The organism is Chitinophaga sp. G7 BAM 1005 (genome assembly GCF_057126945.1).
This window is the reverse complement of sequence record NZ_CP181478.1, coordinates 4,673,007-4,697,610: the sequence shown is the minus strand read 5'-3', so window position 1 is coordinate 4,697,610 and position 24,604 is coordinate 4,673,007. Positions and strand designations below refer to the sequence as shown.

General features: G+C 46.7%; 26 protein-coding genes and 1 pseudogene. 12 read left to right on the top strand and 15 right to left on the bottom strand.

The window, feature by feature from the left end; translation table 11 throughout:
• Nucleotides 1-6 precede the first annotated feature (6 nt).
• The 3 genes from ACMXI2_RS18730 to ACMXI2_RS18720 all read right to left on the bottom strand — a co-directional run bounded on the left by ACMXI2_RS18730 (nucleotide 7) and on the right by ACMXI2_RS18720 (nucleotide 3,523).
• Nucleotides 7-1,524: a glycoside hydrolase family 43 protein gene (locus ACMXI2_RS18730; protein ID WP_483777607.1), complete on the bottom strand. Its 1,518-nt coding sequence runs from the start codon at nucleotides 1,522-1,524 to the stop codon at nucleotides 7-9.
• Between the two features lie 160 nt (nucleotides 1,525-1,684).
• Nucleotides 1,685-2,596 (bottom strand): AEC family transporter, encoded by a 912-nt coding sequence (locus tag ACMXI2_RS18725; protein WP_483777606.1) that lies wholly within the window; start codon nucleotides 2,594-2,596, stop codon nucleotides 1,685-1,687.
• A gap of 78 nt (nucleotides 2,597-2,674) precedes the next feature.
• Nucleotides 2,675-3,523 carry a helix-turn-helix domain-containing protein gene (locus ACMXI2_RS18720; protein WP_483777605.1) on the bottom strand — a complete coding sequence of 283 codons (849 nt, stop codon included), beginning with the start codon at nucleotides 3,521-3,523 and terminating at the stop codon, nucleotides 2,675-2,677.
• A gap of 101 nt (nucleotides 3,524-3,624) precedes the next feature.
• Here ACMXI2_RS18720 and ACMXI2_RS18715 point away from each other — a divergent pair, with 101 nt between their 5' ends.
• The gene (locus ACMXI2_RS18715; protein ID WP_483777604.1) at nucleotides 3,625-4,368 is read left to right on the top strand and encodes a hypothetical protein; all 744 of its coding nucleotides are present in this window, start codon (nucleotides 3,625-3,627) and stop codon (nucleotides 4,366-4,368) included.
• Nucleotides 4,369-4,456: 88 nt separating this feature from the next.
• Here ACMXI2_RS18715 and ACMXI2_RS18710 read toward each other — a convergent pair whose 3' ends face one another.
• From ACMXI2_RS18710 to ACMXI2_RS18690, 5 genes are all read right to left on the bottom strand, one after another.
• Nucleotides 4,457-5,371, bottom strand: coding sequence for a bestrophin family protein (locus tag ACMXI2_RS18710; RefSeq protein WP_483777603.1), 915 nt, complete (start codon nucleotides 5,369-5,371; stop codon nucleotides 4,457-4,459).
• A gap of 11 nt (nucleotides 5,372-5,382) precedes the next feature.
• Nucleotides 5,383-5,868, bottom strand: a complete 486-nt coding sequence (locus ACMXI2_RS18705; protein ID WP_483777602.1) for a hypothetical protein — start codon at nucleotides 5,866-5,868, stop codon at nucleotides 5,383-5,385.
• Between the two features lie 110 nt (nucleotides 5,869-5,978).
• Nucleotides 5,979-7,337, bottom strand: a complete 1,359-nt coding sequence (locus tag ACMXI2_RS18700; protein ID WP_483777601.1) for a sensor histidine kinase — start codon at nucleotides 7,335-7,337, stop codon at nucleotides 5,979-5,981.
• A complete protein-coding gene (locus ACMXI2_RS18695) occupies nucleotides 7,321-8,037 on the bottom strand; it encodes a response regulator transcription factor (RefSeq protein ID WP_483777600.1) in 717 nt (238 codons plus the stop codon). The genes ACMXI2_RS18700 and ACMXI2_RS18695 overlap by 17 nt, the downstream gene beginning before the upstream one ends.
• Before the next feature lie 17 nt (nucleotides 8,038-8,054).
• Nucleotides 8,055-8,630, bottom strand: coding sequence for a histidine phosphatase family protein (locus ACMXI2_RS18690; protein ID WP_483777599.1), 576 nt, complete (start codon nucleotides 8,628-8,630; stop codon nucleotides 8,055-8,057).
• A gap of 246 nt (nucleotides 8,631-8,876) precedes the next feature.
• Here ACMXI2_RS18690 and ACMXI2_RS18685 point away from each other — a divergent pair, with 246 nt between their 5' ends.
• Nucleotides 8,877-10,010 (top strand): terpene synthase family protein, encoded by a 1,134-nt coding sequence (locus ACMXI2_RS18685; RefSeq protein ID WP_483777598.1) that lies wholly within the window; start codon nucleotides 8,877-8,879, stop codon nucleotides 10,008-10,010.
• Nucleotides 10,011-10,023: 13 nt separating this feature from the next.
• Here the strand turns inward: ACMXI2_RS18685 and ACMXI2_RS18680 are convergent, their stop codons facing one another.
• Complete coding sequence (locus ACMXI2_RS18680; protein ID WP_483777597.1) at nucleotides 10,024-11,760, bottom strand: hybrid sensor histidine kinase/response regulator; 1,737 nt, start codon at nucleotides 11,758-11,760, stop codon at nucleotides 10,024-10,026.
• Nucleotides 11,761-12,033: 273 nt separating this feature from the next.
• On the opposite strand from ACMXI2_RS18680, the gene ACMXI2_RS18675 reads away from it, so the two are divergent.
• Both ACMXI2_RS18675 and ACMXI2_RS18670 read left to right on the top strand, forming a co-directional pair.
• Nucleotides 12,034-12,201, top strand: coding sequence for a hypothetical protein (locus tag ACMXI2_RS18675; RefSeq protein WP_159454500.1), 168 nt, complete (start codon nucleotides 12,034-12,036; stop codon nucleotides 12,199-12,201).
• A 65-nt stretch (nucleotides 12,202-12,266) separates the two neighbouring features.
• Nucleotides 12,267-13,340: a class I fructose-bisphosphate aldolase gene (locus ACMXI2_RS18670; RefSeq protein WP_483777596.1), complete on the top strand. Its 1,074-nt coding sequence runs from the start codon at nucleotides 12,267-12,269 to the stop codon at nucleotides 13,338-13,340.
• Between the two features lie 29 nt (nucleotides 13,341-13,369).
• Here the strand turns inward: ACMXI2_RS18670 and ACMXI2_RS18665 are convergent, their stop codons facing one another.
• Nucleotides 13,370-14,617: a glutamate-5-semialdehyde dehydrogenase gene (locus ACMXI2_RS18665; RefSeq protein ID WP_483777595.1), complete on the bottom strand. Its 1,248-nt coding sequence runs from the start codon at nucleotides 14,615-14,617 to the stop codon at nucleotides 13,370-13,372.
• Nucleotides 14,618-14,629: 12 nt separating this feature from the next.
• Nucleotides 14,630-15,664 carry a glutamate 5-kinase gene (gene proB / locus ACMXI2_RS18660; protein WP_483777594.1) on the bottom strand — a complete coding sequence of 345 codons (1,035 nt, stop codon included), beginning with the start codon at nucleotides 15,662-15,664 and terminating at the stop codon, nucleotides 14,630-14,632.
• 117 nt (nucleotides 15,665-15,781) lie between these two features.
• Between proB and bla the strand changes: the two genes are divergently transcribed.
• The gene (gene bla, locus ACMXI2_RS18655) at nucleotides 15,782-16,681 is read left to right on the top strand and encodes a class A beta-lactamase (protein WP_483777593.1); all 900 of its coding nucleotides are present in this window, start codon (nucleotides 15,782-15,784) and stop codon (nucleotides 16,679-16,681) included.
• Nucleotides 16,682-16,721: 40 nt separating this feature from the next.
• On the opposite strand, the gene ACMXI2_RS18650 is transcribed toward bla, so the two are convergent.
• Together ACMXI2_RS18650 and ACMXI2_RS18645 are read right to left on the bottom strand one after the other, a co-directional pair.
• A complete protein-coding gene (locus ACMXI2_RS18650) occupies nucleotides 16,722-17,192 on the bottom strand; it encodes a hypothetical protein (RefSeq protein ID WP_483777592.1) in 471 nt (156 codons plus the stop codon).
• Between the two features lie 31 nt (nucleotides 17,193-17,223).
• Nucleotides 17,224-17,448: a hypothetical protein gene (locus ACMXI2_RS18645; protein ID WP_483777591.1), complete on the bottom strand. Its 225-nt coding sequence runs from the start codon at nucleotides 17,446-17,448 to the stop codon at nucleotides 17,224-17,226.
• Nucleotides 17,449-17,568: 120 nt separating this feature from the next.
• Here ACMXI2_RS18645 and ACMXI2_RS18640 point away from each other — a divergent pair, with 120 nt between their 5' ends.
• The 4 genes and pseudogenes from ACMXI2_RS18640 (at nucleotide 17,569) to ACMXI2_RS18625 (ending at nucleotide 19,274) form a co-directional block, all read left to right on the top strand.
• The gene (locus tag ACMXI2_RS18640; RefSeq protein ID WP_079473476.1) at nucleotides 17,569-17,838 is read left to right on the top strand and encodes an ArsR/SmtB family transcription factor; all 270 of its coding nucleotides are present in this window, start codon (nucleotides 17,569-17,571) and stop codon (nucleotides 17,836-17,838) included.
• A gap of 152 nt (nucleotides 17,839-17,990) precedes the next feature.
• On the top strand, nucleotides 17,991-18,746 hold the full coding sequence (locus ACMXI2_RS18635; protein WP_483777590.1) for a glucose 1-dehydrogenase: 756 nt from the start codon (nucleotides 17,991-17,993) through the stop codon (nucleotides 18,744-18,746).
• Nucleotides 18,747-18,765: 19 nt separating this feature from the next.
• A pseudogene (locus ACMXI2_RS18630) lies at nucleotides 18,766-19,204 on the top strand (SDR family NAD(P)-dependent oxidoreductase).
• Nucleotides 19,143-19,274, top strand: coding sequence for an SDR family oxidoreductase (locus ACMXI2_RS18625; protein ID WP_483782405.1), 132 nt, complete (start codon nucleotides 19,143-19,145; stop codon nucleotides 19,272-19,274). Before ACMXI2_RS18630 ends, ACMXI2_RS18625 begins: the two are co-directional and overlap by 62 nt.
• 234 nt (nucleotides 19,275-19,508) lie before the next feature.
• Here the strand turns inward: ACMXI2_RS18625 and ACMXI2_RS18620 are convergent, their stop codons facing one another.
• Together ACMXI2_RS18620 and ACMXI2_RS18615 are read right to left on the bottom strand one after the other, a co-directional pair.
• The gene (locus tag ACMXI2_RS18620) at nucleotides 19,509-20,936 is read right to left on the bottom strand and encodes an aminotransferase-like domain-containing protein (protein WP_483777589.1); all 1,428 of its coding nucleotides are present in this window, start codon (nucleotides 20,934-20,936) and stop codon (nucleotides 19,509-19,511) included.
• A gap of 289 nt (nucleotides 20,937-21,225) precedes the next feature.
• Nucleotides 21,226-22,656: an aminotransferase-like domain-containing protein gene (locus ACMXI2_RS18615; protein WP_483777588.1), complete on the bottom strand. Its 1,431-nt coding sequence runs from the start codon at nucleotides 22,654-22,656 to the stop codon at nucleotides 21,226-21,228.
• A gap of 164 nt (nucleotides 22,657-22,820) precedes the next feature.
• Between ACMXI2_RS18615 and ACMXI2_RS18610 the strand changes: the two genes are divergently transcribed.
• The 3 genes from ACMXI2_RS18610 to ACMXI2_RS18600 all read left to right on the top strand — a co-directional run bounded on the left by ACMXI2_RS18610 (nucleotide 22,821) and on the right by ACMXI2_RS18600 (nucleotide 24,600).
• The gene (locus ACMXI2_RS18610) at nucleotides 22,821-23,261 is read left to right on the top strand and encodes a carboxymuconolactone decarboxylase family protein (protein WP_483777587.1); all 441 of its coding nucleotides are present in this window, start codon (nucleotides 22,821-22,823) and stop codon (nucleotides 23,259-23,261) included.
• Between the two features lie 89 nt (nucleotides 23,262-23,350).
• Nucleotides 23,351-23,632, top strand: a complete 282-nt coding sequence (locus ACMXI2_RS18605) for a hypothetical protein (RefSeq protein ID WP_483777586.1) — start codon at nucleotides 23,351-23,353, stop codon at nucleotides 23,630-23,632.
• Between the two features lie 59 nt (nucleotides 23,633-23,691).
• Nucleotides 23,692-24,600, top strand: a complete 909-nt coding sequence (locus tag ACMXI2_RS18600) for a DNA-3-methyladenine glycosylase family protein (RefSeq protein ID WP_483777585.1) — start codon at nucleotides 23,692-23,694, stop codon at nucleotides 24,598-24,600.
• Nucleotides 24,601-24,604: the final 4 nt, after the last annotated feature.

The following is a 24,604-nucleotide window of genomic DNA, read 5'->3' as shown; positions in this document are numbered from 1 at the left end:
ATTTATTTATTGTGGTATTCCACCTGTGTACCTGATATCAAAGAAACGGAATGCGGCGTTTTCATCCGGGCTGCCCTGAAAGTTCAGTCCAGGCCGCGGACTGCGGTCCCAGGGAGGAAGGAACCCAACAGGGTATGCTTTTTTATCAGGGGTAAGCTCTTCCCAGGTTGCCTGTTGCTTCCAATAAACCTTACAGGTAAAGTCCGGCAGCATCACCATTTTCAGGTATACAGGCTTACCGGTATCAGGTACTTTCTGTTCGCTGAGTACATTTCTTTTTCCATCCTTTATTGTCCAGAATTCTATTTTATCCTGGCGTACAGCAATGCCAACAGCGGCAGCTACATCTCCATAAATGATCAATCCTTTGCCTGCCTTGTTACTATTCAATACGGCAGTACTGATTTCATAAGCCGCTGCATAGGGTCTGAGGGTGAGCGCTATACCGGCCGGATGGTTGCTGTTGTATAACCCCGACAGCTGCATCCTTCCACCCGTTTGACTGAATACCGGCTTCATATTTCTAAAATCCCACTGCCAGAAAATTTTCTTTGTTGGTTGTGCAAAGTCATAATGAAGATGAATGTTCTCTTTGCTGTTCGACTCCACAGGTACAGGCCGCAGCACTGGCCACTGGTTGGACTTCCACGACAAAGACGAAATTAATGCTTCCCTGCCGGTAAACACGTTGCTGGCTTTGTTATAGGCATGGTAAATATAAAAGTCGTTGCCCGCGGTATCCTGTACAAAGGTGCCATGTCCGGGGCATTTCCAGTTCCCGTTGTCAGACAGCACGGGGTTATTGGTATCTTCCTGGTAAGGCCCGGTGATGGCTGTTGCGCGGGCTACGTTAACCAGGTAGCTGCATGACACGCCACAGCAATTACCTGCGGAGTAAAAGAGGTAATAGTAGTTCCCCTTTTTTATGATGCTTTGTCCTTCCATACCCGCACGGGCATTATCTTTCAACAGGGTGAAAGGCGTGCCTGTCAGTGAAAGTCCATCATCGGAGAGTTTACTTCCTAGGATCTCAATGGGCCGGTTATCCAGGCCATAGGCTTTCCAGGTGATGTATAATTGCCCGTTGTCGTTAAATACAAATGCGTCGATGGCTTCTTTGCCATATTCTATGATAATGCCATGATCTTTAAAGCCATGATCCGGAAATGCCGAGGTGGCTACGCCTATGCAGGAAACGCCATCGCTCTTTCTTTTCGCTGTATAATAAACGTAATAAGTATTGTGATGATAAAAATATTCCGGCGCCCAGAACGAGGAGGATGTCCAGGAAGGCGCTTTCTCGAATAAGAAACCTGTCTGTTCCCATTGTTGGAGGTTATTTGACCGGAAGATCGGAAAATGCGGCCCCCATTCGCTGGACGTGCCGATGGCATAGAAGCTGCTGCCCTTCCGGATAATGGAAGGATCTGCAAAGTCGCCGGGGATATTTGCCTGCTGGGCTATTGAAGCATGAGTACCTGTCAGAAGTGCGCAGATAGCCAGTACCGGAAGTTTACATCTCATTTTTATAGTCATTTATGGAATAGCCGGGTAACGTGGATCAGAAACCGGTGGGAACAAAAATAGAAGGTTATGCGGATGTTTTTTCACTAAAACATCTCATTCCTTCCTTATAAGGTCTCATTATGGGGTTGAATCTTATCTTGTTAAAATGGCGGGATCGTTAAAAAACATGTTTGAGTATTTCAAACCAGGCGGCGGTAGTCAGAAAGCCCACCAGGATGCTGATACCAATAACTAAATTTATGACCCTGGTATTCAGTCTGAATTGTTCCGCTATTACGCCGGAGGTTACTAACGTGGGCATGGCGGCCTCAAAAATACTGATCCTGGCGATATCGCTGCGTTCTTTAAGCAATAGTGCCGCCACTACCACCAACGCGGGCGCCAGCAAGAGTTTGTATAACAGCACCACCGATATTTGAGAAATCTCTTTTCTCCAGCCATTGAATTTTAACTGGAGGCCGATAGAAAATAAGGCCAGTGGCGCTACGGTGGCCACCAGTTTATCAAAGAATGGTTCAGCCACAGAAAGGTCGGTCAGCCTGCTGAGCAAAAGCGCCAGCACGCAACCCAGGAAAGGAGGAAAGGTCAGGAGTTTTTTCAGAAGGAATCCTGCACTAACAGGGGAGTTACCGGAGGCGCCACCCTTCAGCGCCGTAATAATACCGATGGTAGATAAGATCAGGAATGTCATCTGATCGCAGATGATAGCGATACTTATAAACTGCTCACCAAAGTAGGCGATGATCAGCGGGAAGCCAATGAAAGACGTATTACTGTACCCGCTTGCCAGTTCGAGGGTAGCGCGGGTGCGTTTTGAATATTGTTTGTACCGGCAGTAGATATTCATAAAGCACCAGCCTCCCGCTACCACTACTACGGTGCTTGCCACCGGCAGGATCATGGCCGTAGACCAGGTTACTTTTGGGAGATATTTGAAGGATACTGCGGGCAATGCAATGTATAATATCCAGGTGTTGATTCCTTTGTGCGCCTCCGGATGAATGATGCGAGCGGACTTCATTATCATACCAGCCATTATACAGACTGCTATCATTATAAAATTGATCATAATAACAGCAAAGCTAGTTACCAGGAAGAAGGGTTAATTGTACTTTCTGGTAGTACAATTGCACTTTTGTGCAGGGACTTAAACGCCTTTTGTTCTGAAGGCAGCCGGGGTGAGGTAGGTGTTCTTTTTAAAAAAACGGTTAAAATAGGAAGGATCGGCAAAGCCAAGACTATAACTGATCTCTTTAATAGTAAGCGGAGAAGAGGTCAGCAGGATCTTGCTTTCTGTGAGAAGCCTGTCCTGCAGCAGATCATGCACGGTATAGCCCAGTTTTGCCTTGACTATGCGGTTAAGGTTTCTGGGCTGCAGGTTCAGGGCATTGGCATAAAAAGAAACCGGCTTCCCTTTCTTGAAATGTTGCTCAATCAATAGGGTGAGGTTGCGTACCAGGTGTTTGGAGCTGTTTTTATTTTTCAGTTCCAGCGTGTTTTTCTGTTCGTGCAGTTTATTGCCTGCCAGCAGTAACAGGGATACAAAGTGGATGAGCATATTAAAATCTTTTGGTGATTTCAATAGCTCTTTTTGAATCATCGTGGTGATATGCTCATAAAGTACTGCGGTGTCCTCATCCAGGTCTACAAAAGGTTCGTGGCCGCCCTGCTGCATCATGCCGTTTAGTTCTTCCTGCGGATGAAAGCGGGTGAACAGTTTATAGATGGGTTCATCAAAGATCACCATCCAGCCATCACGCTCAAAATCGTTCATTTTATGCACCTGCCCGGGGTGGAAGAAAAATACCCTGTTGGTCAGCATCTGATGCTCGTGTCCGTCGATCATTTGGGTACCGTGGCCTTTAGTGATCCACATGATCATGTAATGATCGTGACGGTGCGCTACCGTGGATAGCTCATGTACATATTGGTTCATGCTGATGAGGTGAACCGGATTGGTTTCCAGCAATAGCTGCCGCGGAATAAAATCTTTCATAGCCCGGTTCAAATTTACAATATGCCTTTGAGCCACAAATTAGCATATTTTATTATTTTTGCCGGGAATCAGTTTTCTTAACCCTGGTTGTTAAAATTGCTATGTTCCCATTTTGGAGTGACTATTATTATCTTGTTATCATTCTGCAGATTGTATGTGTTGTGCATGTCCTGAAATCGGGGAGGAGCAGGGAGTGGTTATTTTTTATCCTGTTTATCCCGGTGATAGGTGTGGTGGTTTATTTTATCCGCGAGATATTGCCGGATATTACCAATGGCAGCTTGGGTGAAAACCTGTTACGCACGTTGTGGCCCAACGGGCGTATCCAGGAGTGGGAGAAGAGAGTACGTATATCCGATACTGTTACCAACAAAATGCAGCTGGCAGATGCCTATGCACAGCAAAAGCAATACGACAAAGCCATTGCGCTGACCCTGGAGTGTGCCAATACTTTTACCAAAGATCCGGGTATTATCCTGCAACTGGCCCGGCTCCAATTCCTGAACGGGCAGTATGCAGCGAGTATTGTGAGCTTTGATAAAGTAAATACTTTCAAGGGTGTGCGGATGAGTAAGGCAGAAGATGAGCTGATGTATGCGCGCGCATTGGAACAAACAATGGAAACCGGCAGGGCGGAAGAAGAATACCAGAAAATTATCCGGGTGCATCATTCACTGGAGGCAATGTATTATTATGGATTGTTGCTGAAGAAGCAGGGCCGGACCGGTGAAGCGCGGGTACAGTTTGAAAAAACGGCGCAGGAAATTGATCTGCATCCCCGTTATGTGAGGCGAACGATCCGCAAGTGGGTATGGTTATCAAAAAAAGAATTGGCTACCTTATAAAGAAGAGGCTCCGGTGGATACCGGAGCCTTTGTCTTAACGCTATAAATTACGGCCCTTTGAAGAGGGCGCCTTAAACACAAATCAGCTTTAAAGTACGTAGTAAGCGGGTGTTTCCACCTGCTCTTCCGGTGCAGCGTCCTGTTCGTGCAACATTTGCCGGAGATCATTTTCAATTTTCCTGGCAATGGTAGTTACCGGTGTATCTGTAGGTTTATTTTCAAACGGGTCCTGCAGGTTGATCGCCATTTTTTCGATCAGCAGGAAAGATGCGGCAATGGCTACCACGAGGGGTATTTCCATAAAGCCCAGTACATCTATTAAGGCAAACGGCAATAACAGTATAAAGAAGATAACGGTGAAGTGTGTATAAAGACTATAAGTAGCCGGGAACACGGTATTTTTAATACGTTCACATTTACCCATTGCGTCGCATAGCCTGGTCAGCGTCTGGTCCAGGGCAATTTGCTGGTATTGGTTTATCCAACCCTGTTCCATCGCATATTTCAGGTCTTTTCCATGTAAAAGCAACAAGGCAGCCGGTACATTATCATATCTCATCACATAGTTTAATTCCCTTCTTGATAATAATCTGTCTACACCTTTGAGCGGATCTGTCTTACGTAACGATTGTCCCAAACTATAGCACCATGCTGCCTGCCGCTTTACAAAACGCTCCTGGAAAAGGGTGAGGTCTTCTGATTGATACGTAGTATCCATCAGGCTTAGTACCTGTCTTGTCAGCGAGCGTGAATCATTTACAATGGCCCCCCATATTGTTCTGGCTTCCCACCAGCGGTCGTAGGCCTGGTTGGAGCGGAATGCGAGTAATAATGACAACACCGTTCCCAGCACCATTGGCACAGCTATAGGAATAACCAGGTTGGTGAAATCATATTGGTAATAAAGGATATTAATAGCCAGTGAGTAGATGGTTACCAGCAGGATCTCTATCTTTATTTTACCAAAAACATAATTTAAGGGGATATTATCTTTCAGTAACATAACCTGTTTTTTTATTCTGTTGCCAGCAAAAGTGCTGAGATGGTAGACCTGTCTACCACATACTTCCGTTTCTGGAGTTGAATCTTCATCTTTGGATAATTGCATTTGCTGATCAGTTTTTCCGGATCATAGCTTCTTTTGGAAGGCGCATTAAATTCATGATCGGTAGGTTGAATGATCAGGTCGATGTTTTGTGCCAGCAGGAAATTGCGTAATGCTGCACGGGTGTTGCCATGAAAGAATTCAATCTTCAGCTGGTTAATGGCAGAAGAATATTTGTTACGGATTATTTCACAACCATCCTGGAAGTCGGATGAAATGAGTTCCAGGTGCCGGCTGTTGCGGGTGTAGGTCATCAGGTCAAACAAGGAGTCCGGCATTTCCAGTGCGTGCATTAATATAATATTTACCTGCTCGCTGGGATGCTGCGCTACAATGTTGTGTACATAACTGAGTGAGCGGATAGAGAAATCTGTGGGTATGAGTATATTTTTCATATCTGGTAGCTTTTATAACAACAAAATTATTGCTGTCAAATAAGTAACCAGTAAGAGCCGCGTTAAAAGGTAGTAAGAATGTGGTAAGAATCCGGTAAGAAAAGCAGTCGCTACAGTGGAAGTTCCACCCTGATCTCGGTTCCGTGGTTTACACGGCTGTTTACAATGATGTCTCCCTTATGCATGCGGATAATATTCATAGCCAGTGGCAGCCCGATACCATACCCTTTGAAACGGCCGGTATTAGAGGCGCGGAAGAAAGGGGAGAAGATATAAGGCAGATCTTCCGGGGGGATGCCGATGCCCTGGTCTTTTACGATAATAATATTTTTCTTTTCTGTAGCGGCCAGTGCAATAGACACCGGTTCGTTGTTGGAATATTTCACGGCATTCATTACAATGTTGCTGAGCGCCAGTTCCAGCAGTTGTTCGTTGCCGGGGATGATTAATTTTTCTTCTTCTTCCGGGAACAGGCTGTAATCTATTTCCACGTGGTTACCCGGGTGCAGTTTATCGATGGTGTTTTTTACGGTGAAGAGCAGTTCATCGCTGCGGATTTGACCCCATTCCTGTTTCTTGCCATCAAAGCCGGTTTGAGCCAGGTGCAGGAGGCTTTTGGTGATATGTTCCAGTCGCCCTGCTTCATGAAGAATATTCTTCAGGGAGTATATATATTTATCCTGGGTACGTTCTTTATTAAGTGCCAGTTCTGCTTCGCCGATGATGGCGGTGAGGGGGGTACTCAGCTCATGGGAGGCGTTGCTGACAAAATTATTTTGTGTTTCAAAGGCGGTTTCCAGGCGGTCCAGCATATTGTTAAAGGTACCAGCCAGGTCGTTTATTTCATCGCCGCTGTCGTCTACATTCAGCCGCAGGTGGAGGTTGCGGGAGCTGATGCTTTTTACCTGTACCATCATGTGCCGGATGGGTTTTAGAATATACCGGGAGAAGAAAATGCCGGCGCCTACCAGGATGACGCTGGAGGCCACGGAGCAGATGATCAGGATTTTGCGCAGCCATCCCAGGTATTCCACGCTGTATTGATTAATAGCCGATACAATCACGATATACAGTCCCTGTTTGCTTTTATACAACACGCCTTCGTAGAAGCGGTCGCCTTCGCGGTAGGTAGCCTTGCTTTCGCGGTGTATCTGTTCGTAGAAGGAGTTGGGGAGGGTGAGTTGTTCATCTTTATGAACGGCGCCATCGGCGGCTACCTTCAGGAAATATTCTTTTTCGGCCGGCAGTTTTTCCAGGTGTTCTTCCCGGATCTCGTTATAGATCACGGAGTCGGATTCATAATAGGGAAGGGTCGCTTTTGCAGTAAGATAGGCGCGTATTTCCAGCCGTTTGTAGAAGTCTTCAAAGGAGTGCTGGTCGGTAAAATAATACACCAGTCCACTCATCACCAGGATGGTGGAAATCGTTAATCCGGCAAATAACAGTAATATCTTAGTGCGTATCTTCATCAGCCTTATTTTCCCTGATCATATAACCTAGTCCCACTACGGTATGTATCAGTTCTGTGGGGTTGTATTTATTAATTTTTTTCCGGAGATAGTTAATGTAAACATCCACCACTTTGGTATTCATATTAAATTCGATGCCCCATACCTGTTCCAGTATTTCCAGGCGGGAGAGCACTTTCCTCGGATTTTTCAGTAAGTATTCCAGCAGCCGGTATTCTGTGGCGGTGAGCTGTATATTTCTTCCGTTCCTGCTGGCGGCTTTGGTATCGGTATCCAGCTCCAGGTCTGCCATGCTGAGTATAGCGGCGGAGGTAACGGGAACGGGTGTATCTACCGGGTTTTTTCTCCGCATAAGGCTGCGGATGCGGGCTTCCAGCTCCTGAAGCTTAAATGGTTTCACCAGGTAATCATCGGCGCCGCTGTCGAGGCCCATTACTATATTTTCTGTTGTGCCCAATGCGGTGAGCATGAGTATGGGCACTTCCAGCTGTGCTTTGCGGAGGGAGCGGCATACTTCTATGCCGTTCATGCCGGGCAGCATTACATCCAGTATGATCAGCCGGAATGATGGGTTATTGAGCGCCATTTGCAGTCCGCTGGTACCATCGGGGGCCACGCTTACTTCGTAGCCGGCTTCCGAGAGGCCGCGGGTAATAACAGATACTACAGCAGGTTCATCTTCTATCAGTAATAGTTTCATGAACAACAAATATAATTCTATTCGAGGTGGCTCACACAATTAAACAGTTCGCATTTCCAGTTTTCGTCGGAGAACTGGAGCCTTGTGATGGAAGTATTTTTCATGGCGGGAGTAGGATGCATTTGTGGCAGGAGGGCGTCCAGCATTTGCCGGATAAAGCTGCCATGACTCACCAGCAATATCTTTTTGCCGCTATTTTCGGAGAGGAGGTCCTGCATAAAGGAGAGTCCTCTTGTTACCACGGCATTATTGCTTTCCATGCCGAGGTCCATCAGTTTCCAGGCGGCTCCCCACCGGAGGATGCGCTCTTCCTCGGTGGTACCTTCAATGAGGCCGCCGCCGGCTTCCCCGATACGTTGGTCCTCAATCACACTTTCTATACTAAGCTCCTGTGCAATGATGGCCGCTGTTTGCCGGGCGCGGAGCAGGTGACTGGAATAAATGAGGTCCCAGGTTTCGCCGGTGAGCCGCTGTCCCAGTTTCAGGGCCTGCGTAATGCCTTCTTCATCCAGGGGGATGTCTGAATGGCCTTGCAGTTTGCCTGCTTTATTCCAGGAAGTGGTACCGTGACGGATAATAGCGATCTGGGTCATATTGGGTCTTTTAGTCATTCCGGGGGACAAATATATATAAAACGCCCCGGGGTTAATAGTTAAAAATTCAAGGCGCAGGCAGAATTCAGTGGTGTTCTGTATATTAAAAGTATAATATATTTGTTTGGAGTATCGCCCATACTTACTTTCATCCATAGCTGTTTTGTTCCTGTGAAAATCAGCGCGCCCTATAGCTGGATCCAATTAATACAGTTTTCTTCATTTCTTACTCAAAAATTAACATTTATGAAACACAATGTTCAGATGCTGGCACATGCCAGAATGCAAAAAATGCAAAAAGAATATGCTTCCATGATGAGGGAAGGGGCAGCACCTTTTTCTTTATTTCAATTATTTAATCACGAAGAATTCAGACTGGATGAATTTTGCCAGTCATTCAGACCTCACCCTTATTCCCGCCAGCTTAAACGGGTGGCCCAGGAGTTTTGCGAGCGTTATGGTATCTGGCTTGAAAATGCCGAGCATTACGTCACTTGTGCCATCTACCTGTTCCCCACCGCCAATTTGTATCGTATGAATAATATTCTTAAGAACTGTACGGTAGACTTTTTTCTGAATGATACGATGGGACGGGAAGTTTTTACGCACCTGAGCGCCGGTGAACAGCAACGCTGCAATGTGGTCAGGCAGCGTATCGGAAAGATGGATTATCCTTTCGAAAGCGTGCCGGAGGCTCATGGCGTGGAAACTGCCAATGCAGAAATGCTGCTGGATATTTATAATACTTCGCCAGCCCATTGGTTCCGCGAATTTAAAAAGATGTATAACTATCACATTGATGTAACACACCTGGATTGCAATACCAACTCCCTCGGACATATTCCTACGGTGGAAGAATATATTGACATGCGGGGGCATATTTCCGGAATGCATCATACCATACAGCTCATTGAGTATAGTGACGGGCAGTTTCTTGACTGGAAATGGATGGAAACAGCAGGCATCAAAACTGATATGCAGCGCCTTCAATATGTTACCGCTGCTATTGGCTGTTTGATGAATGATCTTTTTTCTTTTGAAAAAGAGGTGATCGACAACAGTTCAGATTCAAATCTGCTGATGATCCTTGCGTTAAATGATCCGGGTCTTTCACTGAAGGAAATTATCAGGAAGGCTGCTGCCATTGTACAGCAGTTTTTATTGGAATTTGCATTGCTGGTGACCAGGGTGAGAAACAGGAGTTATCAGCAATTACCTGCTGGTTCAGAAATGGTGGATAAGCTGGATGCACATATTGGCGGCCTGGAACGATGCGTACAAGCCAGTTGGGTATGGCAGGTTTATACCAAACGTTATAAACGGTCAAATTCTATCTGGAAGGAAACGCAATTAGTGCCAGCTATTGCTGCGGCAGTTTAAGCGTACTCATTTTTTATTGTAATTCGCCACTGAGTGGGTGCAGTTGCTGACTAAGTACTTTTATCAGGAATTTATAGTCAATCGGTTTTTCAATAAAGGCACTGGCGCCAGCTTTCATCATTAGCTCGCGCGACTCTAGAAAGGCATCCCCGGTGGCGATAATAACAGGGATATGTTTCAATAACGGATCTTTTTTCAGACTAACCAGGGTATCTTTCCCATCCATAATGTCCATATGGTAATCCATGATGATGATATCGGGTGTGTGTTTCCTGCTTTCCTCCAGTACTTCAGCCCCGTTTGCGGTCAGGCAAATAGAGCAGCCGGTTTGTGTAAGGAACCTGGATATTAGCAGGGCATTCATTTCGTTGTCTTCAGCAACCACTACATGAATGTCGCTCAGGTCGGTAATCTCATCTTCATCATTGTTTTCCGCTTTGAGATCTTCATATCTGCCCGGTACCAGGGGAAGCACTACTTTGAAACTGTTTATCCCTGTAGGGCTGCTTTCGGCAGTAATGGTACCATTCATGGAACTGACTTTATTCTGTACAATATAAAGTCCCAGTCCTGCACCTTCTGTGTACTTTCTTTTATCTGTAATAAACGGATCAAATATCGTTTTTAACTTATCATCCGTGATGTGATCGCCCATATTAACAATATGCAGTGACCAGGTATCTTTAGCGGCAGCAATGTAACAATTGATGGTAGTTCCTTTGTTGGAATATTTAATAGCATTCCCCAATAAATTTGTTACAACCTGGTTGAGTTTTAAGGGATCAGCAAAAATCACAGGAGGGATTTCACCTATACTTAGTTTAATCTTAATATTCCTGGTTTTTGCTATTATCCCGTTTATGTCCACTAACTTTTGAATGAACGGCTTTATTTCAAAAGCTTCGCTGTTCAGTACTTCTGAATTTCCTGATTCTATCTGTGCCATATCCAGCACGTCATTTACAATATTGCGGGTATGGTTGCTTGCCAGTAACAGTTGATCTGCCAATGGTTCTATCCCCCTCAGTTGTTCATTTAATTTTATCTCCCGCTTTAACAACTGTCCTACGCCAAAGATGGCATTCAGCGGTGTTCTCAGCTCATGTGATACCTGGTATACAAATATCTTTTTAAAGTGATTGCTTCTCTTTAACTGTTTATTGAAATCATTACTGTGAACATATGGTTTGCTTACCAGGATGATAAGTGTTAAAACACCTGCCATAGCAGAGATGCGGAAAATAAATGCCACATCTTTCTGAAGGTGTATCGCTTCTACAAAATGATAATGGTAATAGGTTTCAAGCAGTAAAAGAATGCCTACAGCCACCACCAGCGATATTCTTCTCGATGTTCTGTCTGGAAATATCAGGTATATAATGGAGATCAGGAAGATGATCATTGCCTGCAGCTCAATAATGTTACTGAGCAGTATTCCAAAGTAAACAGACGCAAAACATTGTACCAAAAAAGTGCTGGCTGCCGCGATCCTGTGGTATCCCCTGTGATTCAGATAAATGGCCGAAACAGTAAAGAGGAATTCTATGGAAGCAGGTATAAGTATAGATAATTCTCTCGTGAATACCATAAATATAGCTCCTATAACCAGGATTAAGGAGGCGAGTACCAGGCTGAGTGTATTGACAAGTATAATCCTGGATACCAATTCATCGTCTGTTTGACCCTGTGTACCTGCTCTTATAATTGATTTTACAGCTTGTTGAATCCGTGTAATAATTTTAATAGTCATGTTAAGCATCGTAGGGTTTAAGTAAGTTAAGCTCGGGATAGCCTTAAATAAAAAGGCTATAACAGTTTGTGTTGCAGGCAAAAAAATCTTTTCATAGAAACCTAATGATCTTCTGAGGGTTATTATCCTATTGATAATTCTTCCGGCATCCTTTTTATGGGGTATGAACGCTGGCAACCAAAGTTATAGTATTTATTCCTAAAGTTAAATTCATTTCATTTTTTCATGTCCTGCCCAAATAACGATTTATAAGTAATCAGTACATTTGTTATTATGGAAATGAGTATCAATCCCAACGAAGAAAAACCAGTTAAAAAGGAAGACGAAGTAAAGCCGGAACCCATTATTCATGATGGCTCCGGAGGCGCATTTGAAGGCACGGAAATGGTAACGGAAGAGCGGGAAGACCAGCCCCGTCCGAAAGGCCCGACCCCTTACTGAATAACTGCCGCATACCGGTGCGGTATTAAATCCTTAAATTAGGTGTATCAAAAAAAGTCATGCTTATGTTATCCTTGGAAAAAATCAGCGAATTATTAGGCAAAGAAAGCGATACCCTGTTGCAGCATCAAAGCAAAACTATCAGTAAAGACCTGCTGCACCTGCCCGGACCGGATACCGTCAATAAAATTTACCAACCTTCCAGCCGTAACCCGCAGGTATTGCGCAGTTTGGGGCAATTGTTTCAGCACGGCCGTCTCGGAGGCACCGGCTACATGTCCGTTCTTCCTGTAGATCAGGGTGTGGAACACAGCGCCGGCGCGTCTTTTGCCAAATACCCGGCCTATTTTGATCCTGAAAATATTGTGAAGCTGGCTATAGAAGGCGGCTGTAATGCAGTGGCTTCCACCTTTGGCGTGTTATCGTCGGTGTCTCGCAGCTATGCGCACCGCATTCCTTTTATTGTCAAGCTCAATCATAATGAACTGCTCACTTATCCCAACCGGGCCGACCAGGTGATGTACGGCACCGTGGAAGAGGCCTGGAACCTCGGTGCAGTGGCGGTTGGCGCCACCATCTACTTCGGCTCTGAGCAATCCGACCGGCAGATTGTGGAAGTATCGAGGGCCTTTGCAAGGGCGCATGAACTGGGCATGGCTACTATTCTCTGGTGTTACCTGCGGAATGATGCTTTTAAGAAAGATGTGGATTATCACCTCTCAGCGGATCTTACCGGGCAGGCCAATCACCTCGGTGTAACTATCCAGGCGGACATTATCAAGCAGAAGTTACCGGTAGTAAACGGTGGCTATAAAGCATTGAATACCGGAGCATCTTCGTATGGTAAACTGGATGAACGTATTTATACAGAACTTACTTCAGATAACCCCATTGACCTGTGCCGCTACCAGGTAGCTAATTGCTATATGGGACGCATGGGACTGATCAATTCCGGCGGCGCCTCCGAAGGAGAGGCCGATCTGGCAGAAGCAGTACGCACCGCAGTGATTAATAAAAGAGCCGGTGGCGTAGGGCTGATCTCGGGGCGTAAAGCCTTTCAACGCCCAATGGTGGAAGGAGCTGCATTGCTGAATGCCATCCAGGACGTATACCTGAATGAACAGATCACGATCGCGTAGCGGAGGGAGTGGAGGGAAGTTCCCTCCACTCATCTTACCTGGCCGTTGCCACGTACAAACCATTTTTCCGTTACCAGTTTTTCCAGTGCAAAAGGTCCCCGTGCATGCAGTTTTTGCGTGGAGATGCCTATTTCCGCACCCAAACCAAATACGCCACCGTCGGTGAACCGCGTAGAGGCGTTCACGTATACCGCTGCGGCGTCTACCTCATTGAGGAAACGCTCACTGATGGCGGTATCGCCGGAGATGATCGCTTCCGAGTGGCGGGAAGAATATTTTTGAATATGCGATAGCGCTGCGTTGGTGTCGGGCACTACTTTTACGGAGCATTTGAGCGAAAGGAATTCCCGGCCAAAATCTTCCGGCTGCGCTGCGAAGAGATGCGGATAATTATTTTTCTGCAGGATATCGAATGCTAACGGATCCGCATATACGTCTACTGCGTAGTGCTGCAGCTGTGGCGCCAGCAGTGCGAGGAAACCTGCTGCCACGGCTTCATCTACCAGCACGGTGTCGAGTGAATTACATACCGACGGGCGGGAAACTTTCGCATTGGTAACAATGGCTGCAGCCTGTTGCAGGTTGGCAGTTTTTTCCACGTAGGTATGGCATACCCCCGCGCCGGTTTCAATGACCGGAACCCTGGAGTTGGTGCGGACAAACTCGATCAGTTGTTCGGAGCCACGCGGTATAATGATATCGATATACTTTACGGCAGTAAGCATTTCCATTACAAATCTGCGGTCAACAGGCAGCAGCTGTACGGCATGTTCATCTACCCCAAACTGCGTCAATACGGCCTGGATCAGCGCTACGAGGATGGTGTTGGTATAAAAGGCATCTGTGCCGCCACGCAGTACGCACACGTTGCCGGAGCGGATACAGAGCGCTGCCACATCCACGGTTACATTGGGCCTCGATTCATAGATCACGCCTACCACGCCGAGGGGCACGGTTTTCTTTTGTACCAGCAGGCCATTGTCGAGGGTTCTTTCCAGCACCAGTACATTGGCGGGATCGGGCAGGCCGGCAATATCTTCCAGGCTGGACGCGAGATCGCGGATGCGCGCATCTGTCAGCAGCAGCCGGTCTTTTTTCGGGTCTTCGTCCGGCATCCGGTCGAGGTCCTTCTTATTTTCGGTGATAATATCTTCCGACCGGATCAGGATCACGGATGCCAGTTTGAGCAGCAAAGCCTGTTTCTGTGCATCAGGGAGGGTACGTATGGAAACGCCTGCCTGTTGCGCTTTTTCCAGTAGTGGTTGTATCGTTTGCATGATTGTTTTTCTTTATAACAGCACGATGTCATCAGCGTGGGCCACTTCTATGTTCTGTGCTTTGTGTTGGGTGTCCAGGATGTCTGAAGCAATTTTCGTCCTGCCTACTGCGATGGCGATATTGTCTTCGTTCACAATTTCAATGACTTCCCCGCATTCAAATTTTTCGAGTACGGCCTGCACACCTACGGCGAGGAGGCTGTGACGTTTTTCCAGCGCCTTTTGTGCGCCGGCGTCGATCCTGATCCTGCCGGTAACCAGGCTGCCGCTGGCCAGCCACTTTTTGCGGGCGGGCATGCTGCAGGGCTGCGGCAGGCATAAGGTACCTGTTTTGCCTGCAATGGCATTGAGGATGCCATCCTCCGTGCGGATGCCGAAAATAACAACCCTGATGCCCATCCTGGTGGCCAGGCGGGCGAAGGTGAGCTTGGATACCATGCCGCCTAAGCCGAGGGCGGATTTCTCTTTATCTGCCAATCCCAGGGCTGCCTTGTCAATAACCTCTATCTGTGGAACCACCTGTCCCTCCCTGTCCAGTACGCCGGCTACGGAGGTACTGAACAACAATAACTGCGCGCCAAAACCCACGGCTATCAGCGTGGCCAGCTCGTCGTTGTCGGAAAATTTCAGCTCCAGGCTGCTCACTACGTCATTTTCGTTGGCAATGGGGATAATGTTGCTGGCCCACAGTTCCTCGTAAGTACGTTTTAACTGGAGGAACTGGTTCCTGTCGGAGAAATGCTGGCGTTCACAAAGACTTTGGGCTACCGCAATACTGTAAGGGGCAAAATAACGGCTGTATTTATTCAATAGCAACGGATTACCTACGGCTGCCGCGGCTTTGCGCTCGCTGATGGTGCCGTTGTAATGACGTAAAAACTGTTTGCCGGCGGCCACGGCCCCGGACGACACCAGCACAATATGATAATCTGCATGTAACTCTGCTACCTGCCGCGCTATACCGGCAATCACGGTTTCATCGAGGTCACCATTCTGATGGGTGATCGATGCTGTTCCAAATTTTATAACTAATATCGGTTTACTCAATTTCTGCTCTATTTGGAGCCTAAAATAATATTAACGCGGCGAAATTCTAAATGCATAATTTGTTCCGGTCGCCGGAAAAACCCTATTTTGGCTTCTTACATTGATTTAACTCGCTATATGAGAAAGCATGTTGCCATGTTTATAACAGCCACTATGGCCGTTTCTATTGTTTATCTCCCAACGGCCAGCGGCCAGCAAACACTCCGTCAGCAAATTGCAGGTATCGCCGGAAATATATCTGGGAAAGTTGGAGTATATGCGGAAATCCTGGAAACAAAGGACACCGTTTCGTTTAACCGCGATCAGCATTTCCCGATGCAGAGCGTGTATAAATTCCCGATTGCAATGGCCATGCTCCGGCAGGTGGACCAGCACAGGTTCCGGCTGGATCAACCCATACATGTCACAAAAGACGACCTGATAGGACCGAGAGGGGTAAGCCCGGTCCGGGACCAGCATCCGGAAGGAAATTTTGATATGCCACTGGGAGAATTGATCGATTATAATATCCGCGCCAGCGATGGCAGTGCCTGTGATGTGCTGCTGCGCTTACTGGGGGGCGCCGCCAAAGCAAATGCCTATGTACACAGCCTGGGCGTAAAACAAATAGCCATTTCCACTACGGAAAAAGTGCAGGTGCCCAGCGAAATGATCCAGTATAAGAACTGGTCTACCCCAATGGCCATGACGCAGCTGCTGAAGATATGCCACCAGGAACCGGTATTGTCCGACAGCAGCAAAAATTACCTGATGCACCTGATGACGACCTCAAGGCCCGGTGCAAAAAGATTAAAAGGATTACTGCCGGCCGGCACAGTGGTAGCGCATAAAACAGGCACTTCGTGGACCACAGACGGATTAACCCGTGCCACCAATGACGTTGGTATCATTACCCTGCCAAACGGACATCACCTGGCTATTACGGTATTTGTGTCTGATGCAAAAGCAAGTGAAGAAGAGCGGGAGGGAACGATTGCTAAAATTGCCAAAGCGGCATACGATCACTGGAGCAAATAAAAAAACAGGCAGTTTCATTTTAGAAACTGCCTGCTGAAAATTATTTCATGTATTTCTTATACTCATTTTCAATATCCATGACATCTACTTTGTGGAGTTTGTCCCCGTCAAATAACCATATCTCCCAATTGTATTTTACATCACTTAAATTGAGTGTAGCGGCACTTCCTTTGGCAGAATGAAAACTGATTTTGCCACCGGCAGGTTCAATAATCTTCATATCCTTTTCCTCCAGGAAGGCGCGGGCATCTGTCATGTAGTTCTGGTAATCTTCATTGATGGTATAAAATGCTTCTTCCCCGTTGTCTTTTTTCAGATGTTCCAGTTGAATACTGTCGGGCGTATGAAGTATTGCACAGGGATGTATAATCTGGCTGGCGCTTTCGGTTACAGCCTGCACGGGTGGAGCCGCATCTGTCGGAATTTTTTCTTCGGGAATTTTTCTTTCCTGGCATGCATAGAAAGTAATGAGCGCTACAGGTAAGATAAGGTGCTTTTTCATGGTTTTCATAGCAATAGTTGTTTGGCATATTCGTTACACTTTACAGCAGTGTAATGGCATAAAGATAGTATAAAATATACCCCATGCAACTATCGCAATATGCTTCATTTCGTTGCAGTGTTTTTTCTGCACTGCCTGCTGTAAAAGCACCTGCCAGGATCAGCCGGTTTTTAAACTGCTGCCGTAATAAACCAATGTAATTTGAAAGGATCGGTAAACTACCGTTGGTAAATTGATCAGAGAGATGAATATACTGTATATCCACCTGGTTTAGTTTCGGAATCAGGTACAGGTGAGTGAACAGGTTCAGACCAAAAATGAGGGGCTAAAAAAAAATATTCATTGAAATATTTCGATATTTCAAAAATAGTCTTACTTTTGCTTCATGGATTTAGCAGTTATAGAAAAAGCAGCAAATGCCATCGCCGACAAACATCGATTATCTATTATAATGGAGGTTGTTAAGAAGGGAAAGCTGGTTTGTGGTGATGTGTGCGGGTTTACGTGTTTGTCGCAGCCTACGGTGTCGCATCACGTAAAGATCCTGGTTGATAGTGGCGTACTGCATTCTGTGAAAAATGGGAGATCTCTGGAGCTGACGCTCAATAAAGAGATGATGAAACAGTTGTCTATGTTCTTTTTACAATTAAGTTAGGTACAAAACGGGCTGAGGTGCTACCGGGCGGGTAACCAACAGCTTTTTTTATACTTATATATATTGATACTTTTAAATTAATGGATTGATAGAGAAAGATTTTCTCTTTTTTTTAAACATAATATATCGATAAACTTAAATTAATCAATAGAATGGATCAGTTACAAAATAAAACAGCTGTCATCACGGGCGGTAACAGCGGTATAGGATATGCAACAGCAGCAGATTTTTTGGCGAAAGGAGCAAAGGTATTGATTACAGGACGCAAGCCGGAAGCCGTACAGCAGGCCGTGGCAGCGTTAGGCGGAGAGGTGGATAGTTTTATCGCGGATCAGGGCATAACTGGCGATTCGCAAAAATTGGCGGAGTATGTGCGTGACCGTTATGGCAAAATAGACATCCTGTTTGTGAATGCGGGAGTAGCAGCGTTTGCATCATTTGCTGATGTAACAGAAGCCTCCTTTGATACGGTAATGGACATTAACCTGAAGGGCGCCTTTTTCACCGTGCAGCATCTGCTGCCGCTGATCAACGACGGTGGTACCATCATTTTATTGTCTTCCATTAATGCTTATGCAGGTATGCCGGGAGCAGCGGTATACAGCGCCAGCAAAGCAGGTTTAAACTCATTGGGACGCACCTTATCAAGAGAACTGGCTTCCAGGAAGATCCGGGTAAATATTGTAAACCCCGGCCCCGTGGCTACGCCTATCTTTGAAAAATCAGGCGTTCCAAAAGAAGCGGTTAATGAAGAACAAATGGGCAAATTATTACCCATCGGCAGGATTGGCCAGCCGGAAGAAATTGCCAAACTGGTTTCTTTCCTGGCATCAGACGACGCATCTTTTATTACAGGTGCGGAATATAATGCCGACGGTGGTTTCAGTGTTCATCCATTAATCGGTTAATCTCAAACAAACATCATTCATGTCATCTCTGAAAGACAAAATAGTTGTTATCACGGGCGGTAACAGTGGCATTGGATATACAACAGCAAAGGCATTTTTAGCAAAAGGAGCAAAGGTTTTGATAACAGGTCGTCAGCCTGTATGAATACCTGCAGGGCCGTTTCGGGAAAACAGATTCCTTATTTGTAAATGCTGGTGTGGCGAAATTAGCGCCGTTTGAAACGGTAACAGAGGCACTATACGATGAATTAATGAACATTAACTTCAAAGGTGCTGATTTCACCATCCAGCAATTACTTCCCCTCATCAGCGATGGCGGCTCTGTCACGCTGCTGTCGGCCCTGAATGCGTTTTCAGACCGGATGAAGCCAGACACACCTGAGCAATATCACGCCCCTGGGCAGGTTAGGACAACCGGAAGATATCGCCAGCCTGGTCACTTTCCTGGCATCCGATGATGCTTCGTTTATTACAGGTGCAGAATATAATGTAGACGGCGGCCTTATGGTGTACCCGTTGATCGCTTAATAAATGATCCTGGCGTTGCAGTGTGCAGCATTGTGCAAATGCTGCACCGGCAGCAGGGACTTTAAAAAGAAATTCTTTGTTGATTTACAGTTAACGGTTGTTTAGGATGTTTGCAAACCCCATTGGTTGCCTGCCGGATGCCGCTTGCTATACGGGTATCTGGCAGCAACTTTAAAAATTTTAAGTTGTAGGTTTAACAGCGGCCGGAATAATCTTATTCCGGTCTTCGCTTTTTCAGCCCATCTTCCGGATCAGTTTCCCCAGCGTTTTCAACCCGTCATCAACCTGCTTACTCCATACCGGACCAAAACTGATACGTAAACAGTTGTTGTATTTATTCTGCAAAGAAAAGATCCTGCCGGGACAGAAGCTGATCTTATGTTTCAGCGCCTGCTGGAACAGTTCAAATGTATTGATGGATTCGTCCAGCTCTACCCATAGCACACAACCTCCCTGCGGCCGTGATATCCTGGTGCCCTCGGGGAAATATTCGCTGATGGCCTGTGAATACCGTAAGCACTGGGTGTGCAGCACCTTGCGCAAATTGCGCAGGTGAAATTCGTACCGGCCTATTTCCAGGAAATGCCCCACTGCCGCCTGCGGCAGCGACGCGCAGGCAATAGAGTGATTCTGCTTCATCAGCAGCACCTTTTCCTTGTACTTCCCCGGTAACGTCCAGCCAACGCGGTAGCCGGGCGCCAGTGATTTGGAAAAGGAATTACACAACAATACATGACCGTACTTATCAAACGTTTTGCAAATGGCAGGACGTTGTTTCGTAAAATACAGATCGCCGTAAATATCATCTTCTATCAACGCTATATCATACTTCACCATCATATCTACCAGCGCCTTTTTATTTTTATCCGGCATACAGGAACCCAACGGGTTGTTGTAGTTGGTAACAAATAAACAGGCTTTAATCTTATGACGCGGAATGGCTTTGCCGAGGTAATCGAGATCAATGCCGGAAACCGGGTGGGTAGGCACTTCCAGCACTTTTAAGCCAAGACTTTCCGCCAGCTGCATAGAGCCGTAATAGGCGGGACTTTCAATCGCAATAGTGTCGCCCGGGCGTGTTACGGCCGACAGGCACAATGTCAGCGCATCCATGCAACCACTCGTAGTAATAATATCATCTTCGGTGTAGGCGCCGCCCCAGGCAAGCGACATCCGGGCTATTTGCCCGCGCAGCAACTTGTTGCCCTGTAACTCCTCATAGCCAATACCGTTGTTTGGCAAGTCACGCAGCGCATGCACCACGGCCTTCGCCATTTTGGCGGCTGGCATCAATCCAGGCGGAGGCGTAGCCACAGAGAAGTTCAGGATGTTCGGGTTTCTCATATGACTGAACACTTCCATCACCATATCGCTCACGGTGGCTTCACTGGCTTTCTTTACGGGTGCACAGGTACCCGGCATGGCAGGCATGCGCCTGGAATTAAAACGGATGTAATAACCGGATTTTGGCCTGGACTCAATCAGTCCTTTCGATTCCAGGTGATAATACGCCTGGAAGGCAGTGGTTAAACTGATCCCCTGTTGCTTGCTGAGCATGCGCACAGACGGTAGCTTTTCCCCGATTTTCATCACGTCTTTTTCTATCAGCTGTTCAATATTATCAGCCACCTGCAGGTACAGGTGATCGGCGGTTTTTATCATGGTGTTGCTAATCTGATCTGGTCAAAAATACAAAAATTAAATCTGTTTTATGGCACGCCTTCGGCGTGGGCGGAGGTTGTCTTGGTTCAGGATTAGGCTGATTATGTTGATTTCGCTGATTTGATTACGTTTTGATTTTTAAAGATTATGGGAGATAGAAACAGATGCTTCGCTTCCATCTTCACTTTATCTATTTAAAATCAAAAAAATCAAAACGTAATCAAATCAGCGAAATCAACATAATCAGCCTAATCCTGAACCAAGACAATTTCAATCGCCGAAGGCGATTTTATCGCAGTTGCTTCCCTATCAGCCTACCCAGCGTTTGAATGGCCCAGTCCTGGTCGTCGCTCCAGGGATTGGCATTGGTAAGCCGGATGCAGTTCTGGTAGCGGTCCTGGCTGGAGAACAGTGCGCCGGGCGTAAACGTGATCCCTTGCGCCACGGCCTCTTCATGCAGCTGCCAGGTGTTTATTTTGGGCGACAGTACGACCCATAAACTGATGCCGCCGTTGGGGCGCGTCAGTTGTGTATCTTCCGGAAAATATTCCTGTATCGCCTTTGTGATCTGCATGGTTTGCATGCTCAGCGATTGCCGCAGCGATTTCAGGTGCAGATCCAGCCGCTGCTGGTCCAGGAATTTGCTCAGTACTAATTGCGGCAACATCCCGGTGCTGCCGGAGGCAATGAATTTCAACTGTGCAATTTTTTCCTGGTAACGGCCGCCAATCACCCAGCCCGTGCGCAGCCCCGCGGCAATGGACTTTGAGAAGGACGAACAGTAAAGTACCAGTCCTTCTTCGTCATATGATTTCACGGTTCTTGGTCTCTCCGGTGCGAAATGCAGATCGCCGTATACGTCGTCTTCTATCAGCGGCACCTGGTATTTTTTCAGCAGCTTCGCCAGTTGTTCCTTGCTGTTGTCGGGGATGCAACAGCCCATCGGGTTGTTGTAGTTGCTTACAAAAAGACATGCCTGTACTTTCTTTTGTTTAAAAGCGTCCTCCAGTTTATCGAGGCTCACGCCGGTTACCGGGTCGGTGGGGACTTCCAGCGCTTTCATGCCCAGGCTTTCAATGGCCATCAGCAGCCCAAAAAAAGTAGGCGATTCAATAGCAATGGTATCTCCGGCTTTGGCTACCGCACGCAGGCAAAGACCAGCAGCTTCAATAGCGCCGTTGGTAATAATAATATCCTGTGGTGATACCGCCCGGCCCCAGTTGAGACAATGCCTGGCAATGTGTTTCCGGAAAGGTTCATGGCCGTAAATATCACCATAAGGGATATACGAAGTATCCAGTTCGCGCGCTACCAGCTGTAGCGCTTTCTTCAGCTTCAAATCCGGCAGCAGTGCTATATCCGGCGATGCGCCTATCAGCGAAATAGTTTTATGCGAACCGCTGGTTTTCCGGAACATGGCGAGCTTTTCATTGATCTGTACTTTCAATGCGGTAGGCAACGGATCTGTTACCGGCGGCAGATCGGGGCGTAATTTTTTTGAATAGTGTACAAAGTATCCTGATTTTTCCCGGGAGGCCACCCAGCCTTTTTTTTCCAGGTGGGTATACACCTGCAGGGCTGTACTGATGCTGATACCGTGTTCCTGGTGCAGGGATCTTACAGAGGGCAGCTTGTCGCCCACCGCATACACGCCTTCACTGATCATATGCTGGATCTTCTCCGCCAGCTGAAGATAGATAAACCCGTTATTCTTTTTCATCTTTCCAAAGTTAATCTGTTATGGTTTAATATCGATAATTCTGTATCTGTTTTGGTGGCGTTTTTTGCCGTTATTTTGTAATCCTAAACCGACAATCATGACTACGCGCCGGTAAAATTATCAGCGAACAGTTTTTCTACTAATCATCTTAAAAAAATATAATTATGGAAGCAAGAATGGACATCTACAAACTCCTGCCCGGCGCATATAAAGCCATGATGGGATTGCAGACATTTGTTAATGAAAGCGGTCTTGATAAAACCCTCACGGAACTTATTAAGATCCGCGCCTCACAGATCAATGGCTGCGCTTTCTGCCTGAATATGCACACCAAAGAAGCCCGCCAGATGGGAGAAACAGAGCAACGCATTTACGGGCTGCCGGCCTGGGAAGAGGCGCCTTATTATACCGACAAAGAACGTGCGGCCCTCGCGCTTACAGAAGCCGTTACGCTGGTAAGCGCCACCCGCGTACCGGACGAGGTATACAAAGCTGCACAGGCTGTTTTTACGCAACAGGAAATTGCTGTTATCACAATGGCCATTGTTGTCATTAATTCATGGAACCGCATTGCGATTACTTCAAGGACATTGCCGCAGGGATAGTTTCATAAAGGCGTTTCCGGCTGAAGGATTAGTTGGAGACGCCCTCATGAATATATATTATCTTCCCCGCAGGTAATTTTATATCGGATATGTTTAATAAGATAGCGCCTGACAAATGGAAGCATTTTTTCGCAGGTATCCTCATGGGGGCGGTACTCGAAGTGGTTTCGGCATTAACGTTTCCTGGTAGGCCATTGCTGGCTGCCCTTGTGGCCCTGGCCGTGGTAATCGTTATCAGTTATGGCTTTGAATTGTTTTCATTAATTACCGGCAAAGGGCGCTACGATGTAATGGATGCCGTGGCCAGTATTATCGGCGGTATTACAGGTATGTTGCCGGGAGCGTTAATATACCAATGGACGTTCGCTTAATTGGGCAAATCCGCAAGAAACCGTAAATCAAAAATCCCCGCTTTCCGTACTTTCGCAACATGGCTTTGCAGAGAATAATGATCCCCATCAACGACCCTGCGCATTTCTCCTTTGAAGAATGCCTGCGTTTCCTGGGGAGATCGGATAAAGAATGTTTGCATTATATACACAACGGGAAAGTGCGGCGCATGCTGTTGTCGGAAGGTGAACCAGTGGTAGTGGAAATTGCGCCTGGCTCAAAGAACAACTTCCTGGAAGTAACCATCCTGGCGCCTGCCGGAGAGGCCGTGGCAGAAGCGCCCATTATCAGGTATATCACGCATTGGTGGCACCTGGATGCGAACCTCCAACCATTCTATCAGTATACACAAACAGACCCGCTCTTAAAAGGACTGGCAGAACAATACAATGGCCTTCGCCTGATTGGTATGCCCGATCTTTTTGAGGCCATCACCTGGCCTGTGATAGGCCAGCAAATAAACCTCGCATTCGCCTATACGCTGCGGCAGCGGTTTATCCGGCAGTTTGGGTATCATGTGGTACTGGACAACACCGATTTTTATTTATACCCGCATCCAAAGGTGATAGCCGCGCTAACACCGGATCAGCTCACGCCCATGCAATTTTCCCGCAGTAAAGCATTATACCTCGTGGAAACAGCCCGGCAAATGGCCAGTGGTGCGCTCAGCGAAGTTACGCTGGATACTATGAGCTATGAGGCCGCGCGTGAAAGCCTGGTTGCCATGAAGGGAATCGGCAACTGGTCGGCCAACTATGCACTGATGAAGTACCGCCGTTTTCCACAATCCGTTTTACTGGAAGATGTTGGTTTGCAGAATGCAATAAAAAATAGATTAAATTTGGAAGCGAAGCCTTCTATGTCAGCATTGCAGGAGTATACAAAGCCGTGGAAGGAACATGCAGCATACGCCACTTTTTATTTGTGGAGGTCACTATTACCCCAATAGATTA

What these genes read in the sequence shown, in the direction of transcription:
- ACMXI2_RS18730 (WP_483777607.1), bottom strand. Translation starts at nt 1,524, where the DNA reads ATGAGATGTAAACTTCCGGTACTGGCTATCTGCGCACTTCTGACAGGT.
- ACMXI2_RS18725 (WP_483777606.1), bottom strand. Translation starts at nt 2,596, where the DNA reads ATGATCAATTTTATAATGATAGCAGTCTGTATAATGGCTGGTATGATA.
- ACMXI2_RS18720 (WP_483777605.1), bottom strand. Translation starts at nt 3,523, where the DNA reads ATGAAAGATTTTATTCCGCGGCAGCTATTGCTGGAAACCAATCCGGTT.
- ACMXI2_RS18715 (WP_483777604.1), top strand. Translation starts at nt 3,625, where the DNA reads ATGTTCCCATTTTGGAGTGACTATTATTATCTTGTTATCATTCTGCAG.
- ACMXI2_RS18710 (WP_483777603.1), bottom strand. Translation starts at nt 5,371, where the DNA reads ATGTTACTGAAAGATAATATCCCCTTAAATTATGTTTTTGGTAAAATA.
- ACMXI2_RS18705 (WP_483777602.1), bottom strand. Translation starts at nt 5,868, where the DNA reads ATGAAAAATATACTCATACCCACAGATTTCTCTATCCGCTCACTCAGT.
- ACMXI2_RS18700 (WP_483777601.1), bottom strand. Translation starts at nt 7,337, where the DNA reads ATGAAGATACGCACTAAGATATTACTGTTATTTGCCGGATTAACGATT.
- ACMXI2_RS18695 (WP_483777600.1), bottom strand. Translation starts at nt 8,037, where the DNA reads ATGAAACTATTACTGATAGAAGATGAACCTGCTGTAGTATCTGTTATT.
- ACMXI2_RS18690 (WP_483777599.1), bottom strand. Translation starts at nt 8,630, where the DNA reads ATGACCCAGATCGCTATTATCCGTCACGGTACCACTTCCTGGAATAAA.
- ACMXI2_RS18685 (WP_483777598.1), top strand. Translation starts at nt 8,877, where the DNA reads ATGAAACACAATGTTCAGATGCTGGCACATGCCAGAATGCAAAAAATG.
- ACMXI2_RS18680 (WP_483777597.1), bottom strand. Translation starts at nt 11,760, where the DNA reads ATGACTATTAAAATTATTACACGGATTCAACAAGCTGTAAAATCAATT.
- ACMXI2_RS18675 (WP_159454500.1), top strand. Translation starts at nt 12,034, where the DNA reads ATGGAAATGAGTATCAATCCCAACGAAGAAAAACCAGTTAAAAAGGAA.
- ACMXI2_RS18670 (WP_483777596.1), top strand. Translation starts at nt 12,267, where the DNA reads ATGTTATCCTTGGAAAAAATCAGCGAATTATTAGGCAAAGAAAGCGAT.
- ACMXI2_RS18665 (WP_483777595.1), bottom strand. Translation starts at nt 14,617, where the DNA reads ATGCAAACGATACAACCACTACTGGAAAAAGCGCAACAGGCAGGCGTT.
- bla (WP_483777593.1), top strand. Translation starts at nt 15,782, where the DNA reads ATGAGAAAGCATGTTGCCATGTTTATAACAGCCACTATGGCCGTTTCT.
- ACMXI2_RS18650 (WP_483777592.1), bottom strand. Translation starts at nt 17,192, where the DNA reads ATGAAAACCATGAAAAAGCACCTTATCTTACCTGTAGCGCTCATTACT.
- ACMXI2_RS18640 (WP_079473476.1), top strand. Translation starts at nt 17,569, where the DNA reads ATGGATTTAGCAGTTATAGAAAAAGCAGCAAATGCCATCGCCGACAAA.
- ACMXI2_RS18635 (WP_483777590.1), top strand. Translation starts at nt 17,991, where the DNA reads ATGGATCAGTTACAAAATAAAACAGCTGTCATCACGGGCGGTAACAGC.
- ACMXI2_RS18620 (WP_483777589.1), bottom strand. Translation starts at nt 20,936, where the DNA reads ATGATAAAAACCGCCGATCACCTGTACCTGCAGGTGGCTGATAATATT.
- ACMXI2_RS18615 (WP_483777588.1), bottom strand. Translation starts at nt 22,656, where the DNA reads ATGAAAAAGAATAACGGGTTTATCTATCTTCAGCTGGCGGAGAAGATC.
- ACMXI2_RS18610 (WP_483777587.1), top strand. Translation starts at nt 22,821, where the DNA reads ATGGAAGCAAGAATGGACATCTACAAACTCCTGCCCGGCGCATATAAA.
- ACMXI2_RS18605 (WP_483777586.1), top strand. Translation starts at nt 23,351, where the DNA reads ATGTTTAATAAGATAGCGCCTGACAAATGGAAGCATTTTTTCGCAGGT.
- ACMXI2_RS18600 (WP_483777585.1), top strand. Translation starts at nt 23,692, where the DNA reads ATGGCTTTGCAGAGAATAATGATCCCCATCAACGACCCTGCGCATTTC.